The 17,594-nt window shown below is 30.7% G+C and carries 18 protein-coding genes; 1 reads left to right on the top strand and 17 read right to left on the bottom strand.

Translation table 11 applies throughout. The features are described 5' to 3' along the window. The 15 genes from argB to ACH5TW_RS11775 all read right to left on the bottom strand — a co-directional run bounded on the left by argB (position 1) and on the right by ACH5TW_RS11775 (position 13,918). Positions 1-777: an acetylglutamate kinase gene (gene argB, locus ACH5TW_RS11845; protein ID WP_439336717.1), complete on the bottom strand. Its 777-nt coding sequence runs from the start codon at positions 775-777 to the stop codon at positions 1-3. Between the two features lie 52 nt (positions 778-829). After that, positions 830-1,768, bottom strand: a complete 939-nt coding sequence (locus ACH5TW_RS11840; RefSeq protein ID WP_439336716.1) for an N-acetylornithine carbamoyltransferase — start codon at positions 1,766-1,768, stop codon at positions 830-832. Between the two features lies 1 nt (position 1,769). After that, positions 1,770-2,204, bottom strand: coding sequence for a GNAT family N-acetyltransferase (locus ACH5TW_RS11835; protein ID WP_439336715.1), 435 nt, complete (start codon positions 2,202-2,204; stop codon positions 1,770-1,772). A gap of 1 nt (position 2,205) precedes the next feature. Beyond that, positions 2,206-2,967, bottom strand: coding sequence for a glutamate 5-kinase (proB, locus tag ACH5TW_RS11830; protein WP_439336714.1), 762 nt, complete (start codon positions 2,965-2,967; stop codon positions 2,206-2,208). A gap of 1 nt (position 2,968) precedes the next feature. Then, entirely contained in the window at positions 2,969-4,162 is a 1,194-nt protein-coding gene (locus ACH5TW_RS11825) for a glutamate-5-semialdehyde dehydrogenase (protein ID WP_439336713.1), read from the bottom strand. A 131-nt stretch (positions 4,163-4,293) separates the two neighbouring features. Continuing rightward, on the bottom strand, positions 4,294-4,878 hold the full coding sequence (locus tag ACH5TW_RS11820; protein ID WP_439336712.1) for a hypothetical protein: 585 nt from the start codon (positions 4,876-4,878) through the stop codon (positions 4,294-4,296). Continuing rightward, a complete protein-coding gene (locus ACH5TW_RS11815; protein WP_439336711.1) occupies positions 4,865-6,013 on the bottom strand; it encodes an aspartate aminotransferase family protein in 1,149 nt (382 codons plus the stop codon). The genes ACH5TW_RS11820 and ACH5TW_RS11815 overlap by 14 nt, the downstream gene beginning before the upstream one ends. A gap of 5 nt (positions 6,014-6,018) precedes the next feature. Continuing rightward, positions 6,019-6,810 carry a pyrroline-5-carboxylate reductase gene (proC, locus tag ACH5TW_RS11810; RefSeq protein ID WP_439336710.1) on the bottom strand — a complete coding sequence of 264 codons (792 nt, stop codon included), beginning with the start codon at positions 6,808-6,810 and terminating at the stop codon, positions 6,019-6,021. A 91-nt stretch (positions 6,811-6,901) separates the two neighbouring features. Continuing rightward, positions 6,902-7,885 (bottom strand): N-acetyl-gamma-glutamyl-phosphate reductase, encoded by a 984-nt coding sequence (argC, locus tag ACH5TW_RS11805; protein ID WP_439336709.1) that lies wholly within the window; start codon positions 7,883-7,885, stop codon positions 6,902-6,904. Between the two features lie 82 nt (positions 7,886-7,967). Beyond that, the gene (locus tag ACH5TW_RS11800) at positions 7,968-9,146 is read right to left on the bottom strand and encodes an argininosuccinate synthase (protein WP_439336708.1); all 1,179 of its coding nucleotides are present in this window, start codon (positions 9,144-9,146) and stop codon (positions 7,968-7,970) included. A gap of 41 nt (positions 9,147-9,187) precedes the next feature. Beyond that, the gene (locus ACH5TW_RS11795) at positions 9,188-9,802 is read right to left on the bottom strand and encodes a GNAT family N-acetyltransferase (protein ID WP_439337512.1); all 615 of its coding nucleotides are present in this window, start codon (positions 9,800-9,802) and stop codon (positions 9,188-9,190) included. Positions 9,803-10,297: 495 nt separating this feature from the next. Next, positions 10,298-10,774: a hypothetical protein gene (locus tag ACH5TW_RS11790; RefSeq protein WP_439336707.1), complete on the bottom strand. Its 477-nt coding sequence runs from the start codon at positions 10,772-10,774 to the stop codon at positions 10,298-10,300. A 50-nt stretch (positions 10,775-10,824) separates the two neighbouring features. Then, on the bottom strand, positions 10,825-11,976 hold the full coding sequence (locus ACH5TW_RS11785) for a tetratricopeptide repeat protein (protein WP_439336706.1): 1,152 nt from the start codon (positions 11,974-11,976) through the stop codon (positions 10,825-10,827). Positions 11,977-11,978: 2 nt separating this feature from the next. Beyond that, the gene (locus tag ACH5TW_RS11780) at positions 11,979-13,556 is read right to left on the bottom strand and encodes a M56 family metallopeptidase (protein ID WP_439336705.1); all 1,578 of its coding nucleotides are present in this window, start codon (positions 13,554-13,556) and stop codon (positions 11,979-11,981) included. Between the two features lie 2 nt (positions 13,557-13,558). Next, positions 13,559-13,918, bottom strand: a complete 360-nt coding sequence (locus ACH5TW_RS11775) for a BlaI/MecI/CopY family transcriptional regulator (RefSeq protein ID WP_439336704.1) — start codon at positions 13,916-13,918, stop codon at positions 13,559-13,561. Between the two features lie 140 nt (positions 13,919-14,058). Here ACH5TW_RS11775 and ACH5TW_RS11770 point away from each other — a divergent pair, with 140 nt between their 5' ends. Next, complete coding sequence (locus ACH5TW_RS11770; protein ID WP_439336703.1) at positions 14,059-14,562, top strand: DUF456 domain-containing protein; 504 nt, start codon at positions 14,059-14,061, stop codon at positions 14,560-14,562. Between the two features lie 246 nt (positions 14,563-14,808). Here the strand turns inward: ACH5TW_RS11770 and ACH5TW_RS11765 are convergent, their stop codons facing one another. Continuing rightward, entirely contained in the window at positions 14,809-15,483 is a 675-nt protein-coding gene (locus ACH5TW_RS11765; protein WP_439336702.1) for a response regulator, read from the bottom strand. Between the two features lie 10 nt (positions 15,484-15,493). Next, a complete protein-coding gene (locus ACH5TW_RS11760) occupies positions 15,494-17,503 on the bottom strand; it encodes a tetratricopeptide repeat-containing sensor histidine kinase (protein WP_439336701.1) in 2,010 nt (669 codons plus the stop codon). Positions 17,504-17,594: the final 91 nt, after the last annotated feature.

Here is a 17,594-nt window from a genome sequence, read left to right as displayed (position 1 = left end):
TTATAAAGTTATGGTTGTAAAATTATCATTTTCTTGGGTTAACATCGAAGTATTTCCCATGTTTATGCTTTTTACACCATTATTTAATGCATCAAAACAATTTTCTAACTTCGGCAACATGCCATCTGCAATAATACCTTGCTCTAATAATTCTTTATATAAAGAAGCATCTATGTGTTTGATAACAGAATTTTTATCGTTGATATCTTTTAAAACACCATTTAATTCGAAACAATAATAAATAGAAGTTTCGTATAAATTACTCATACCCACAGCTACTTGCGATGTAATGGTATCTGCATTCGTGTTTAAAAGTTGTCCGTTATTATCGTGCGTAATGGCACAAAAAACAGGCGTAAAATCGGCTTTAATTAATTTATCAATGGAATTATGAGCCACTTTTTTAACATCGCCAACAAAACCAAAATCAACTTCTTTTACAGGTCTTTTTTCTGATGTAATACTGTTTATATCGGCTCCTGTTAAACCAATAGCATCGGTATTTAAAGCCTGTAGTTTAGCAACCACATTTTTATTTACCAACCCACCGTAAACCATAGTAATAACTTCTAAAGTTTCGGCATCAGTAATGCGTCTACCATTAACCATTTTAGACTCTATACCCAATTTTGATGCGATATGAGTCGCACGTTTTCCGCCACCATGCACCAAAATTTTATGGCCTTCTAAATTAGAAAACAGTTCTAAAAAAGCATTTAAAGACGCTTCGTCTTCTATGATGTTTCCTCCTATTTTTACTATGGATAATTTTTCCATTTAAGTTTTTATTTTGAATGGGTTTCGACTACGCTCAACCTGACACTATTTTTTATAAATTCTCTAATATCTTCTTTAACACCAATTGTGCTGCGTATGTTCTGTTATTAGCTTGTTCTATCACTAATGAACTATCACTATCTAAAACAGCATCTTCAACAATAACATTACGTCTTACAGGTAAACAGTGCATGAATTTAGCATCACCTAATTTCTCTTTGGTTATCATCCAATTAGGATCTGTATTTATCACTTTTCCGTAATCTTCATACGAACTCCAGTTTTTCACATATACAAAATCGGCATCTTTAAAAGCTTCTTCTTGGTTGTGAATTATTGGTGTATCTCCTGTGATTTCTGAACTCAAATCATAACCTTCAGGATTTGCAATAACAAACTCCACATCCATTTTTTGCATGGCTTGTGTAAAACTATTCGCTACCGCATGAGGTAAGGCTTTAATATGTGGCGCCCAACTTAACACGACTTTTGGCTTCTTAGTTTTTGCATGTTCTGAAATGGTAAGCGCATCGGTTAATCCTTGTAACGGGTGTCCTGTAGCACTTTCCATATTAACAATGGGTACGGATGCAAATTTTTTAAATGAATTCAACACCTGTTCACTTTCATCTTTTTCCTTATCGGTAAGCGTTGGAAACGCTCTTACCGCAATAACATCACAATATTGAGACACCACTGCTGCCGCTTCTTTAATATGCTCTGCAGTATTTCCGTTCATAACCGTGCCGTCTCCAAATTCAATACCCCAAGCATCACCAGAAACATTCATAACAATTGGATTCATTCCTAAATTCAATGCCGCCTTCTGCGTACTTAAACGCGTACGTAAACTTGAATTAAAAAATAATAAGCCCAGTGTTTTATTTTTTCCTAATTCAATATCACTTAAAGGATTTTCTTTTAAAGCTTTTGCGTCTTCAATCCATGAATTGATATTATCGATGTCGTTTATGGATGTGTAATGTTTCATGTTATTCTATTTTCAATTCCATCTGCTGATGGATAATTCCTGTTTTCTTTGATGGGTATTTATTTCCAAAGGCTACAAAATTAAATTTTTCATAAAACGCAATCGCTGTTTCTCTTGCGCTAAGTTTAATTTCAAATATTCCTTTTTCTTTACTATATCTAACTAACTCATTTAATATTTTAGCACCAATACCTTCTTTTTGGTAGTTTGGTTTTATCGCCATTTGAGATATGATACTGATTCCGTTTTCAATATTCAAACGCCCTGTACCAATAACCTCTTCTTTCTTCAAGCACACTAAATGAATACCTTTCAACTCAAAATTATCATTAATTAAATCTATAGTATTTGGCATTCCTTTAAAAAAAGCATTTTCCCTCAACTCTACTGTCTCTTCATACAAACTATCATTAATACCAATATATTTAAAAATCAAATTATTTTATTTTAGTAAACGGTACTTTATTTTCAAACGCATTGGTTATAAAATCATCTTCTAAACCGTTTACAATCCAAGTTTCAATATTTGCTTTTTTTGCTACTGATGCTGCTTCAATTTTAGATTGCATACCTCCGCTACCATGTGTTGATTTTGAATTCACTACTTGATTTATTAAAGCATCAAAATCCTGAACCAATTCAATGGTTTCTGGCTTCCCACTTTCCATAGAGGCTTTGGTATAAATACCATTGGTATTTGTTGCAATAATAAATAAATCGACCTCTAAAAGCGAAGCGGTTAACGCGCCTAATTTATCATTATCTCCAAATTTAATTTCATCGGTAGCTACTGTGTCATTTTCATTAATAATAGGGATGTAATTATTATTAACGAGCACATTTATTGTATTTACAATATTGGTTTTACTCTGATCTTTTTCAAAATCGGAATACGACAACAAACACTGAGAGGTTAACAACCCATATTCTCTAAAAATTTCTTGATAAATTCGTATAAGATGTGGCTGACCAATAGACGCCAAAGCTTGTTTTACAAAAAGCTCTTTACGCTGACTTTCAAGTTTTACAAACTGTTTTGCCACAGCAATAGCCCCAGAACTCACAATAATAAACTCGCAAGTATCTTGAAGTTTTGCTATTTGACTAGCTAAATCTTCAATTTTACCTCTAGAAATATTATCGGTTTCTTTGGTAAGTGTATTTGACCCTATTTTTAGTAATATGCGCTTTTTCTTCATGCTATCTTATTTGCCCGTTACCATGAACATACCATTTATTAGTCACTAAATGCTGCAAACCAATTGGCCCACGTTGGTGTAATTTATCGGTACTAATGGCTAATTCGCCACCAAGTCCTAATTGACCGCCATCAGTAAAACGCGTGGATGCATTATGATATACAGCTGCTGTATCAACATTTTCCATAAACGCCTTAGCTTCTGCCTCATTACTTGTTACAATAACCGATGAATGTCCGCCAGAATATTTATTTATCATAGCAATAGTATCTTGATTAGATGCAATTTCTCCGATTAAGATTTTATAATCTAAAAATTCTTGATACCAGATTTCATCTGAAGTTATAACTTCTACACCATGAGATTTTGAAATTGCTCCATCTCCTAAAACCTGAATTTTAGAATCACTTAATTTTGAAATTAACGTGTTTACAAATTCCTCTTTATTAGGTAAACTTTCGTCAATTAAAACTTTATCTAGGGCATTACAAGCTGATATTTTTGATTTCCCGTTTAGAATAACATCTAAAGCAATATCTAAATCGGCTTCCTTATGTACATACACAAAATTATTACCACGACCACTAATAATAACTGGACAAGTAGCATGCTCTTTCACAAAAGCAATTAAACGTTCGCCACCACGAGGCACAATTAAATCGACTTTCTGTGTTGGTTTTTCTAAAAAAGCTTGTGTTTCGGTTCTGTTGAATTGTAAATACTCCACCCAATCCGAAGAAGCACCATGTTTTTTTAATGCTTGGTGCCAAAGTTCAACAATCTTTAAATTCGATTTTAAAGATTCTTTACCCCCTTTTAACAGAATTTTATTTCCTGATTTAAAGGCAATACCTCCAGCTTCCACCGTAACATCTGGACGCGATTCATAAATAATTAACACCGTACCAAAGGATGCTGTTTTATTATAAACCTGCATACCATTGTCATGCTTAAAACTAAAACGTTCTACACCAACGGGGTCTTCTTGAGAAGCTAAATGGGTTACCGATTTAATCATTTCATCTACCTTCGAATCGTCTACTTTTAAACGATCGAACATAGAGATATCATCGCCCTTATAAGCGTCTAAATCCGTTTTATTAATAGCAATTATTGCTGTTCTTTCATTTTCTAAAAGTGTTGCCATTTCTAGCAATACCGCATTTCTTATTTCTATGGATAATAGGGTGTTCATCTTTTTTTAGTCTTCAGTTTAGCTTCTTGTGTGATTTCTCCTTTCGTCGAAATAACGCAACTGCATTTCAATATTTTAAATAATTATTCTAAAACCTTTTTAAGCGCTTTAAAACCATTAATATCAGTCAGTTATTTACATTTTGTATCATAAAAATTGACAATTTTAAAAATCTCATATTTTTTAAATTCTTTTTTTTTAATTTTTTCTAATAGGATAGGACAATCTTCAAATAAATACCATTCATTTTTCCTTATTTTACTTCCTATATTAACTACTTTCTGATTCTTTTCGATATAGTAGATATTACCTTGTGAAGATGGCAGCCCCATTGCACCTGCTGTACCTGCATTTGAAACAAAGACAGAATATAAATTCATTTTACCTAATCTAATAACTTTCATTATTTTATGAAAATCTCCAACTTTTTTATACCTATACTTTACACTTCCATGTTCTGTAATGTCATATCCTTCAATATCATTATAATCATATGACTGTGGTTTAGAATCTAAACTTTCTCTAAACTTAACCCCTCCAAATGATTTACTTTTAATTAATCCTTCTTCTGAAGTTCCGTCTTTAAAATAAATAATCCCTTTTTCGTAAAGCTCACCTTTCGCTAATCCCAATTGCGCATGTGCTCCTAAATAAAAAAGTAATATAACTAGAATTAAAATATTTTTCATTTGATAATTAAGTTTACATTTTTTCAATTGCTGCCTTTTTTAATACTTTAACTAATGCTTCAAAAAATTGATCAACGTGTTCTTTTTTAATAGTTAATGGCGGTAAAATTCTAAGTAACTTTTTGTTAGAAGCTCCACCTGTAAATATATGCTCATCATAAATGAGTTTTTTTCTAAGTTCTCCAACTTCGAAATCGAATTCTAAACCAATCATTAAACCGCGTCCTTTAATATTTTTTATCTGAGGAATGCTTTTAGCCTTCTCAATTAAATATTCAGACATGGCGTTTACATTATCAATCAGTTTTTCATCTTCAATGGTGTTTAAAACCGCTAAACCAGCTGCACATGCTAAATGATTACCGCCAAACGTTGTTCCTAACATACCGTATTTAGCCTCAATACTTGGGTGGATTAAAATTCCTCCAATAGGAAAACCATTCCCCATACCTTTGGCAATCGAAATAATTTCAGGTGTGACGTTATAATGTTGAAACGCAAAGAATTTCCCAGAACGTCCGTAACCCGACTGAACCTCATCTGCAATAAAATATGTATTGTTTGCTTTACATAAAACATCTACTTGTTCAAAAAAAGCAGCAGTACCTTGATCTAAACCACCAACACCTTGAATAAACTCTACAATAACAGCACAAACATCGCCTTTTTCTAATTCGGTTTTAACACCTTCAATATCGTTTAAGTCTAAAATAGTAACCGCTTGTTGTGCATTTATAGGCGCAATAATATTCTTATTATCGGTTGCCGCTACAGCTGCCGATGTACGTCCGTGAAAACCATTTTTAAAAGCAATAACACGAGACTTCCCTGTTTTAAACGAAGCTAGTTTCAACGCATTCTCGTTTGCTTCAGCACCAGAATTACATAAAAACAATTCGTAGTCTTTACAACCAGAAAATGCTTCTATTTTATCAGCTAATTGTACTTGTAACGGATTTTGAACCGCATTAGAATAAAACCCTAAGGCTGCTACTTGTTGTGTAACCGCCTGAACATAATTAGGGTGTGCATGACCAATTGAAATCACAGCATGTCCGCCATAAAGGTCTAAATATTCAGTTCCTTTTTCATCGTAAACATGAATATCTTTTCCCGAAACTGGTGTTACATTGTATAATGGATAAACGTCAAATAATGGCATTTTAATTATTTTTTAAGTTGATTAATTTTGTCAAACGACGCTTTAATACCTTCAATTAAAGCAGAGCTTAAACCTTTTTGCTCCATAACGTTTAAACCTTCAATAGTACAACCACTTGGTGTCGTTACTCTATCTATTTCTTCCTCTGGATGTTTCCCTGATGATTTTAATAAACTTGCAGCACCGTAAGAGGTTTGTAAAGCTAATTCTAAAGCTACATCAGCCTCAAAACCTAACTGAACAGCGCCTTGCATAGTAGCACGTATCAAGCGCATCCAAAAAGCAGTACCACTGGCACAAATAACCGTTGCAGCTTGTATTTGCTCCTCTGGAATTACCATAGTTGTTCCTAATAAATCAAAGATGCCTTTTGCCAAATCCATCTTTGCTTTTCCTTTATCATTTCCAGCTAAACAGGTCATTGATTCTCCAATAGAAATCGCCGTATTTGGCATGACACGAATAATTGTTTTACCAGCACCAATACTATTTTCAATTCTAGCAATATCGACACCAGCAGCCACAGACATCACCACATGTTTATCTGTAATTTTTGATGCTACACTTTCTAAAACAGCATCAATATGCTTAGGCTGAAGTGCAAAAATAAGAACATCACTATTTTCAACAGCTAAAGCATTCTCGTTTGTGATGGTTACATTTTCAACATCTTTATACACATCTACATGCACAGTATTTCTATCACTTAAATACAATGATGTAAACGATTTATTACTAACAAGCCCTTTTGCAATCGAGCTTCCTAAATTTCCTGTTCCTATAATCGCTATTTTCATAATAAACTCTTTTTTTATCCCCTCGAAAGAGGGAATCTTAATATTATAACTCTTTAGATTTCCGTTTTCACGGAAATAAAAAAAAGGGCACTTAAAAATAAGTCGCCTTTAATCCTAATCCTGTTGTTTCTTCTAAATCAAACATTAAATTCATGTTTTGAACCGCTTGTCCAGAAGCACCTTTTAATAAATTATCAATCACACTAGTAATTAATAATTTGCCATTATGTTTATGTAAATGTATTAAACATTTATTAGTATTTACAACTTGCTTCATATGTAAAAACTCATCTGAAACAAATGTGAATTTTGCATCTTTGTAATAAGACGTATAAATTTCTTTTGCCTCTTCAACCGTTCCTTCAAAATCAGTATAAAGTGTTGCAAAAATTCCTCTGGAAAAATTACCTCTATTTGGCATAAAAATAATTTCAGAAGAAAAACTGTTTTGTAACTGGCTAACCGACTGATTAATTTCTCCTAAATGCTGATGTGTAAATGGTTTGTAATACGAAAAATTATTATCTCTCCAGGTATAATGCGTTGTCGCAGACAATGATGTTCCTGCTCCTGTTGCACCTGTAACCGCATTAATATGCACATCGTTATTTAGTAAACCTGCATTTGCTAATGGCAATAATCCTAACTGAATGGCTGTTGCAAAACATCCTGGATTTGCTATATATTTTGCAGACTTAATATCGGCTCTTTGTAATTCTGGCAAACCATAAACAAATGTTTTTCCGTTAAAAACTTTATCAGCTTCCAATCTAAAATCATTTCCTAAATCGATAATCTTTGTGCTATCTGAAAACGTATTTGCAGATAAAAATTTAACCGAATTACCATGTCCTAAACATAAAAACAACACATCAACATCTGGGTTTACAGCATCTGTAAATTTCAAATCTAACGATCCTACTAAATCTTGATGCACTTTGCTTATTTTGTTTCCAGCATTAGATGTACTGTACACAAAATTAATATTTGTGTTTGGGTGATTTATTAGTAATCTAATTAATTCACCTGCAGTGTATCCTGCGCCTCCTATAATACCTACTTGAATGTTTTTCATTTTGTGCTGTTTTTATTCATTCCTACATATCACAAATTATGTGATTTCTCCTTTCGTCGAAATGACTCAGTTATTAAATTACTTATTTAGAATTTACTTGTCTGTATATTTTATTTTGATTTCCTAAAATTTTGATAAACCCTTTAGCGTCATCTGCTGTCCAAGCTTTATTTTCTTCACCATAAGTACTAAACTTACTTGACATTAAATCGTGATCTGAAACAATACCATCTAAAGAAAAATGATATGGTTTTAACGTTACCGTTACATCACCAGAAACCATGTTTTGACTACTTTGTAAAAAAGCTTCCATATCTCTCATTACAGGATCTAAATATTGACCTTCATGTAAATGCATACCGTAGAAGCTAGATAAATAATCTTTGTGTTGTAATTGCCACTTGGTTAACGTGTGCTTTTCTAAAAGGTGATGCGCTTTTACCGTTATTAATGCAGCAGCAGCTTCAAAACCAACTCTTCCTTTAGTTCCTACAATAGTATCGCCTACATGAATATCTCTACCAATAGCATAAGCCGAAGCGATATCATTTAACTTTTCAATATTTATTCTAGGATCATTTTCTTCTCCATTTAAAGCTGTAAACTCACCGTTTTTAAACGTTAATGTTACTTTTTCTTCTCCTTCTTTTTCTAATTGAGATGGGTATGCTTCACTAGGTAAAGGCTTTTCTGATTTCAATGTTTCAACACCTCCAACACTGGTTCCCCAAAGCCCTTTGTTTACAGAATATTTAGATTTTTCCCAAGGCATATCAATACCTTCAGATTTCAAATAATCTATTTCTTCTTGTCTCGTTAATTTCTCATCTCTAATAGGCGTAATAATTTTGATATTTGGCGCTAAGGTTTGAAAAATCATATCGAAACGTACTTGATCGTTTCCTGCTCCTGTACTACCATGAGCAATATATTCTGCATCTATACTTTTAGCGTATTCAATAATTTCAATAGCTTGAATAATACGCTCTGCACTTACAGATAATGGATATGTACCGTTTTTTAATACGTTTCCAAAAATTAAATACTTTACCACTTTATTATAAAATGTGGCAACCGCATCAATATTCTTATAGGTTGAAACACCCATTTTATAGGCATTACTTTCAATATGACTGATTTCTTCTTTTGTGAAACCACCTGTATTAACGCTTACCGCGTGTACATCATATTCTTTTGATAAACTTACTGCACAGTACGAAGTATCTAATCCGCCACTGTATGCTATTACTAATTTTTTCATGTGTAATACTATTTATTTTTTATTTCCGCGAAAGCGATAATCTATTTTTTATCTTTTTTTAGAAAAAGAGCCTCTTTAATACGCTTTAATCTTTTAAAAACTTTTTCTTTAATTGGTTTTATTTCTTCTTCTTTTACCTTTGGATCATACAACATCCCTGTACATAAGCACATTTTTCTGTTGGTACGGGTAAGTACATCATAATTTTTACAAGTTTGACATCCATTCCAAAAAGACTGATCGTCTGTTAATTCAGAAAATGGCACGGGTTTATAGCCTAAATCGCTATTCAATTTCATAACCGCTGAACCTGTTGTAATACTAAACACTTTAGCATTTGGAAACTTGGTTCTAGAATGCTGAAACACTTTGTGCTTAATCCTTTTTGCTAAACCCATATTTCTGAAATCTGGGTGCACAATTAAGCCCGAATTAGCTACAAATTTACCATGTCCCCATTTTTCAATATAACAAAACCCAGCAAACCTATTGCCTTCTAAAGCAATAACAGCATTGCCGTTTCTCATTTTTTCTGCAACATATTCTGGTGTTCTTCTTGCAATTCCTGTACCTCTAACTTGAGCAGATTCTGCAATTACATCACATATTTCCTGTGCATACTTTACATGATCATCATTAGCAATTATGACATCTATTTTTTTCATGTGTTTACAATCATCTTTTTTATCGGTCACATGTAACATTCATTAATACTTACTTAAATATCAAAATTTAATAATGAATGTTTCATAAACGAATATCGTCTAAATAAACTATAAAATTATATACTTGTTTTTTCAAATCCAATGAGATTATAGAACATAAGTTTATACACAATGTGTAAATAATTTTTTAATTTCTATAAATGGATTTTATGCTCTCGGGGAAGCAGGACACACCTGCTTCAAAATAAAATTAGACCCTCAAGGGGCGGCGAAAGCGGCGAGCAGGAATAGTAGTATTAACTAATTTGTTCAAGAATTGAACCTTAACTTCTGTAATAATGTAATTTACCGTTTTCATAATAATAGTAACTCTAAATCGTCGGCCTTAGCCCCTTTCGTTAACTAGATTCTGCAATATTACGTAAAAAAAATGAGGTAAAGAAAAGTAAACTATAAAAAAATGGCAGATTTAATAGTTTATAATATTCAATTTACATTAATAATAACCGGAAGTTCAAATGCTGTTTTTACTTGTTGCCCACGTTTTATAGCTGGAAATATTTTGGGCAACGAATCGATACTTTTAGTAAGTAAGGTTTTAATATTTGGTATTTCTTGTAAAGTGAATGTATCTATTTTAGAACTTGAAAGCGACAACACTCCTGTTTCAGACACTTGAAAACTCAATACAATCGTGTCATTAATATTTTGAGTAACCACAATACCATCACGTTCTAAAAAACTAAAAATATGAGTTGTTAAATGACTTTCAAAACACTCTTTTTTTTCTTGTTTCGTAGATATAGAATCACATAAAGAAAAAGTTGGATACGCATCAACATCATTCCAATTGAAAGTTTGTAATTCTTCATTTAATATAGCCTCTGAAGATGTTTTCTTTACATTAAAATACTCACAAGAGGTGAGCATAAAAACTAATATAAAAACGTAAAGCTGCTTCATGGATTAAAAGTAATCACGAAAATACGACTTTTTTAGATTATTAACTCACTCTATTTTTTATCTTCTTTATTATCTACTTTAAGAAACTGTTCTTTTTTTAACTCTGAAATACGCCGATTTGCAAAATCAATCATCCTGCTATCTGGAAATTTTTTATTAAAATCTTCGTAAACTTTAATTTTCGCATCATAATCTGCGTAATATTTCTCAAGCGTTACAGCTAAATGAAAATGATACCATTGGCTTGTTGGATTTTCTCTTATCGCTTTTTTTAAAGCAACAACAGCTTCCTTATACTTTTTTTGATGGTTTAAAACCGTTGCTAGTTTTGCATATTCATCACCTAATGGCTTCTCTAAAAGAAATATTGCTTTTGAAATATACTTTTCGGCAGTCTCAAAATCATTTAAGCGCTCGTAATACGTACCAATAACATATATAGAAGTAGCATCGAATGGATTAAACTTTAATGCTATCTCTCTATATTCTATTGCTTTTTCGTAATCGTATAATTGATAGTAGCTAAGGCTCAGTTTTTCATAAATAAATCCAGATGATTCTCCTAAAGCAATTAGTTTTTCAAACCAAACTATTGCTTTTCTGTAATATTCTTGTTTATAATAGTTTTGAGCTTTTAAATTAATAAGTTCTATATTATTCTCATACGTTTCTAAACCTTTATCTACATATTTATGTACAAGATCATACTTTCTATGTTTTAGATAATCTTTGGCTATTCTATAAATGGTTTTTTGATGGGTTTGATCTAACTCGTAGGCAGAATGAAACCTATCTATAGCTGTAGAATCTTTTAATTTCTCTAAAACCAAGCCTAATTCGTAATAGTAATTGGGGTTTTTTTCATCTATATAAACCAAATCGTTAAAAACCTTTACTGCGGTTTTGTATTTCTTAGTTTTAGAAAGTAGTCTCGCATATTCAAACTTTAACAAAGCGTCTTCTGGGTTGGCTTCAATGCTTAACTCATAATTTTTAAGTGCTTCATCATAATTTCCAATAGCCATGTATGCTTTCGCTATTTTATCATATACTTCTTTTTGATTATTATAGATTTTATAACGCTCTATAGCTTTTGAATAATTTCCATTAGCATACAAACTATCTGCCATATTTAAAACCGAAGTTTGAGCTTCAGTTTTAAATAGTATTAGCAATAAAATGATTGTAAATATTCTACTCATTTCTAATCTGATACTTGAAATATTATTGGTAAACTATATGGCACATTTACCGTTTTTCCTTTTTGTTTTCCAGGAATCATTTTTGGCAGTGTTTTAATAACCCTTATAGCTTCTTCCTCTAAACTAGGATGTGGTGCTCTTGAACGTACTCCTGTTATATTTCCTTCTCTATCTATTTTAAATATAACATTTATACGTTGTCTGCCTTTTAAATTTAGTTTAGTTGCCAATTCAGTATTAAAATTTATGTTTACAAAACGTGATATACTTTTAGACATACATTTTTTCTGTTCAGCATTTGACATATTTTCACAACCAGGAAACACGGGAACTTGTTCTATGACTGAAAATGGAACATCTATTTCATTTTGGTTTGTTTCACCTCCATTAATATGGAACTCATTGTGACCAAACACTTTATACTTAAAACCATCTTCAGAAATAGCATACATTAAACTATAACCATCTGGAACTTTTTCGCTTTCACTATGTAAACTATATGTGAATTCACGAGCTTTAGTATTATCATCTATCCAGACTACATAGCCTAAATTCGATTTTAAAAAGTTTTCTTGGTTTATTCTTGATTCTTTAGCTCTTTCTAAAGCCAATTTATCTGAATTGCCCTCATCGTAATTAAGTAAAAATGCAGTTTTACTCACATATTTATATTCACTTAAATCTAATTCTTCAACCGAATTTATTTCATTTTCTTTTTCACAAGACGTATAAACCAACATCCCGAAAACCATAGGAATCAATAAAGCATACTTTAATAAATGAATTTGTTTTGATTTTGATTTTGTTAACATAACGATTCGTTTTTTGATTAATGATTGTTTAAAAAATGGATTGATGAATGATATCTTTTGAGTCTCAAAAACCTGAGATAGTAAATTTTGATAATACTGTGATTTGTCTTGATGTTTTACCGCTTCGGCATCTGCAATAAATTCGTGAAGTGTATTTATTCTATTTTGATACATATATACCAAAGGGTTAAACCAAAATAAGACGCGAAGTATTTCGAAAAACAATAAATCTAAACTATGTAAGTGCTTTACATGAACCGTTTCGTGTTTTAAAATAGATGCTCTGTCTTCACTTTTTATAAAATCGCCTAGAAACACATAACGGAAAAACGAAAATGCGGCATTGCTGTTAATCAATTTAACTAACGTTAAGCCTTTTTGATAGGTTTTAGGGTTCTTAAAAATTAAAACTGAAATTCGAATTAACTTATATAAAAAAACAGATAAAGCTATGGCTACTCCTATATAAAAAGCGATTCCCCAATAAGAAACATCATTATTAATTATAACTGTATCTAATAACACAGCATTATTAGTATTTAAAGGCGATTGACCAATAACGACTTCTGGTAGCGATATAATATATTCTTGAGGCACCACATTTTTAAAACGGTTAATCTTTATAAACGGTAATGCTATTGATAATATTGATGTTATAATAAGATAGATTCTATTCCAATTAAAAAAGGTTTCCTTTTTTAAGAATACATCATATATTAATAAGAAGAATAATTGAAACGCAACGGTTTGTATAATATAATGTAACATAACTATTCCTTTTTATTAATTTCCTTTAAAACCGATTCTAATTCGTTTAAACTGATATCATTTTTCTTAACAAAAAACGATACCATACTTTTAAAAGAACCTTGAAAATAATTATCTACTAATTTATTTATAGACTGATTGCTATAGTCTTGCTGCTGTAATAACGGAAAGTAAATATGTCCCTTACCTTCTTTTTCATAACCAACAAACCCTTTGTTTTCTAGTATTCTAACAATGGTTGACACGGTATTATATACAGGTTTTGGTTCTGGAAATTGCTCAATAATACGTTTTACATTGGCTTTTTTTAATTGCCATAAAATTTGCATGATATCCTCTTCGGCTTTGGTAAGTTGTTTCATAATGGCTGAAATATATTTATTCAACTAAACTTTTAGTTAAACAAATATAACTAAAAAATTAGTTTGAACTAATTTTTTAGTTTAAAATGTAACATCTGGCATGATTTTTCGTCTTAACTATATATAAATCAAACACATTTATGGATATTATTTTAATTATTATTGCTGCTTTACTAATTATTTTAGGAATTATTGGCAGCTTTCTCCCTGTTTTACCAGGCCCTTTAACTAGTTGGTTAGGACTTTTAATAGCTCATTTTACAGATGCTATTCCCATGAATAAATCATTTCTTATTATAACTTTAGCGATTGCTATACTTATATGGATTTTAGATTATATTATTCCTGCCATTGGAACTAAACGATTTGGCGGTACTAAATATGGTATGATAGGAACTACTGTAGGGTTAATTATTGGACTAATAAGTCCTATTCCTGGAGGTATTATTATTGGCCCATTCGTTGGAGCATTAATTGGAGAACTTTTAAACAAAAGCGATTCTAAAACTGCTACTAGAGCTGCTTTTGGTTCCTTTATAGGTTTTTTAACCTCTACATTTATAAAATTTGTAGTCGCAATTATTTATTTAGGTCTTTTTATTGGGTTACTTATAGAACACGGTAGTTACCTAATTAACGGGTAGAAGAAACCCTGTGGGTCTCTCACCTCCACAGGGCTATGTAAATTGCTATTATCAACAAAAAAAATTGAGGGATTACTTAATTTTTTGAAGTGTTGATATTACAAATTTAATTAAATCATTCGTTATCAAAGTGTGGGAAAACCGTAACCTAAGTGTGGGTTACATATAGAATCTAATTATATTAACGATTTACAAGCTTCAGAAAAATAAAAATTATTTTGATTTTAAAGAATAAAAAGCAATAAATCAAATAAAACCCTTCTTTCTTGCTTCATCTAACAAGGTTTCATCTTGCGTATCTGTAACTTCGAAAATTTCTCTGAGATGCTTTTTTCTTTTTTCAACAGCACTTAATGAAATATCTAGATGAGATGCTAAGTTTTTTGTTTTTACACCTTGTGATAATAAATGAAGAATTTTTCTATTCTTTTCGTCTACAACAATATCACTTGTTATAGATTTTCTAATAAAGCTATTTACAGTGCCACTATAAAAAGGCGGATTGTTAAGTACTGCTTGAAATGCGCTAGCAAGCTCGCTAGATGTTAAATCACTTTTAATTAAAAAACCTTCAGGATCAATAGTTTTAATGATATTATGAATTCTGAAAGGTTCATTAAACATGGTTAAAATTATAATTTTTACTTCTAATAAATTTTTACGAGCGTATCCTGCTAAATCTTCACCGGAAGTCATTTTTCCATCGGTTGATGGTGGTAAACTAATATCAACAAACAACACATCATAAGGTAATTCGTTTTCAATAGACTTATTCATTAAAGCAATTGCCTCATCACAATTATTAGCTATGTCTATTTTTAATTCTTGATTTTCTTTTTTTGTAAAAAGCAATGTGTTTTGATACCCCTCAATAATCATTGGGTGGTCATCAATCATTAATATTTTAATTTTTTGAATCATAAATTTGTTGTTAGGTAATTGGGGCTTCTATAGTAACTGTTGTTCCTACATTTTGTATTGAGGTTATGCTAATGGCTCCTTCTATTTCTTTAATTCTTGAATTCATGTTTTTTAAACCTATTCCAGATTTTGCTTTATTAACATTAAAACCAGCGCCGTCATCTTTGATAATTAAGCAAATTACATTTTTTTTCAATTTAAAACTAATATTTACAGTTGATGCATTTGCATGTTTATATATGTTATGTAATGCTTCTTGAATAATTCTATAAATATGAATTTTTGTTTTATTTGATACTTCTTCCCAAATAATGGCATCATGTTCTAAATTATACGCTAATTTATAAACACTGGTTTGAGTTTCTACTAAGGTTTTTATGATGTCTATAAACCCGGAACCAGACACAAAATCGGTATTTAATTCATGAGATACTTTTCTGATATCTTGCTCAATAGTTTTAAGCTCGTCAATATATTGGGCTCTAGTTTTAATAGCTTCAACACTATTATTCATATTTAGGCTATCTAAACTTAAACGCGTACCAAATAGACGACCTAAAACACCATCGTGCAACTCTTCAGAAATACGCTGTTTCTCAATAGTTCTAGCTTCTTCAATACTTTCGTTTTGAGATAACATTAGGTTATAAATTTCTTCGTTTGCTTCCTGCTGCTCCTGAACAAACTTAAGCTCTTTATTCTTGTTTCTTTGTGTTATAACTATATATAATAGCAATGAAGCTATTATCAAAATTATTGAAATAACCAATAACCACATACGCTCTCTAGCAATCTGCTTATTTTCTTGTTCTATTTGCTCAGTTTCATATTGAATTCTGGTAAATTTATTTCTAGTAGCCCTTTCATTTTTTAAAAGACTATCATTAAGCTTTATATAGGAATCATAATATCTAACGGCAATACTATCATCTTCAATTCTTGAAAGCCATAACAAAGATTCTAATAAATCATCTTTATAATATTTTTCAGAAAACTTCTTTGCCTTATATGCATAATGAAGAGCGGAATCTTTATTTTCTTTTTTAAAATAATACTCTGCTAAGTGATGATTAATTACAATAGAATTATAGCTATCTCCAATACTATCACAAATTTTTATAGCTTTAAGGTATAAACCAGGAAGTTTGTCATACTTTTTGGATAAATATAGTGAACGCGCATAGTTATCTAATACCAAAGCATAAAAACTTGGATTCTCAGAAAACAAACCCTTTGTATTTAATACCTGCTTATAATATTCTATAGCTATACCAAATTGCCCTGAACTTCTGTATGTATTTGCTAAATTGTTTTTTTGACGATTGATAATAATACTTCCTTCATCAAAAATATCTTTTTGCATTTTTAATGCTTTCTTAAAGTAATCTATAGACTCTTCATATTGCTCAAGTTGTCTAAAAACCAATCCAAGTTTATCATAAAAAAACGATTTATACTTAATAATTTCTTTTGATTCCTCTAGATTATCTAATAATGATAATCCATTAATACTAGTTAATTCACTACCTGTATAATCTTTATCATTATACTGAAGTATAGCAACATCTAAAAGTACTATAGCTGTATTTAAATTATCATTAAGTAATCTATATAATTTTTCAGATTTATTATTATAATAATAAGCACTATCAACCAATTTGTTAAAATAATAATAACCTAAGTTTTTATTAGCTAATGCTAGAGATTTTGTATCATTAATCCTATCTGCTAATTTTAATATTTGATGATTATATTTTATGTATAAAATTTGATTATCATTTTGGTAATAAACAGATGCTAAATTGTTTAGGCTTTTTAAGAGTAAAGAATCTATATTGTTTTTTTGAGATAACTCCTTGGCTTTAATTGCATAAGAAAGTCTTGTATTAAAATCAATAGAATTATTAGTCCCCGAATTATTTATATAAAACCTAATACTATCAATTATAGCCTTATTATCTTCTTGAGAAGATAGGACAAAAAAACTAAAAACAAATAAAATAAAAAACTTAAAATTCAATTGGATAATATTATATAGTATCTCAAATGTATCTATAATTTTTTAATTTATTTAAAATACAAAGCCCTTATCATAAAATAAGGGCTTAAAA

Source organism: Thalassobellus sediminis (genome assembly GCF_044386045.1).
GTDB classification, from domain to species: domain Bacteria; phylum Bacteroidota; class Bacteroidia; order Flavobacteriales; family Flavobacteriaceae; genus Thalassobellus; species Thalassobellus sediminis.
This window is presented reverse-complemented; position numbering and strand designations above follow the sequence as displayed.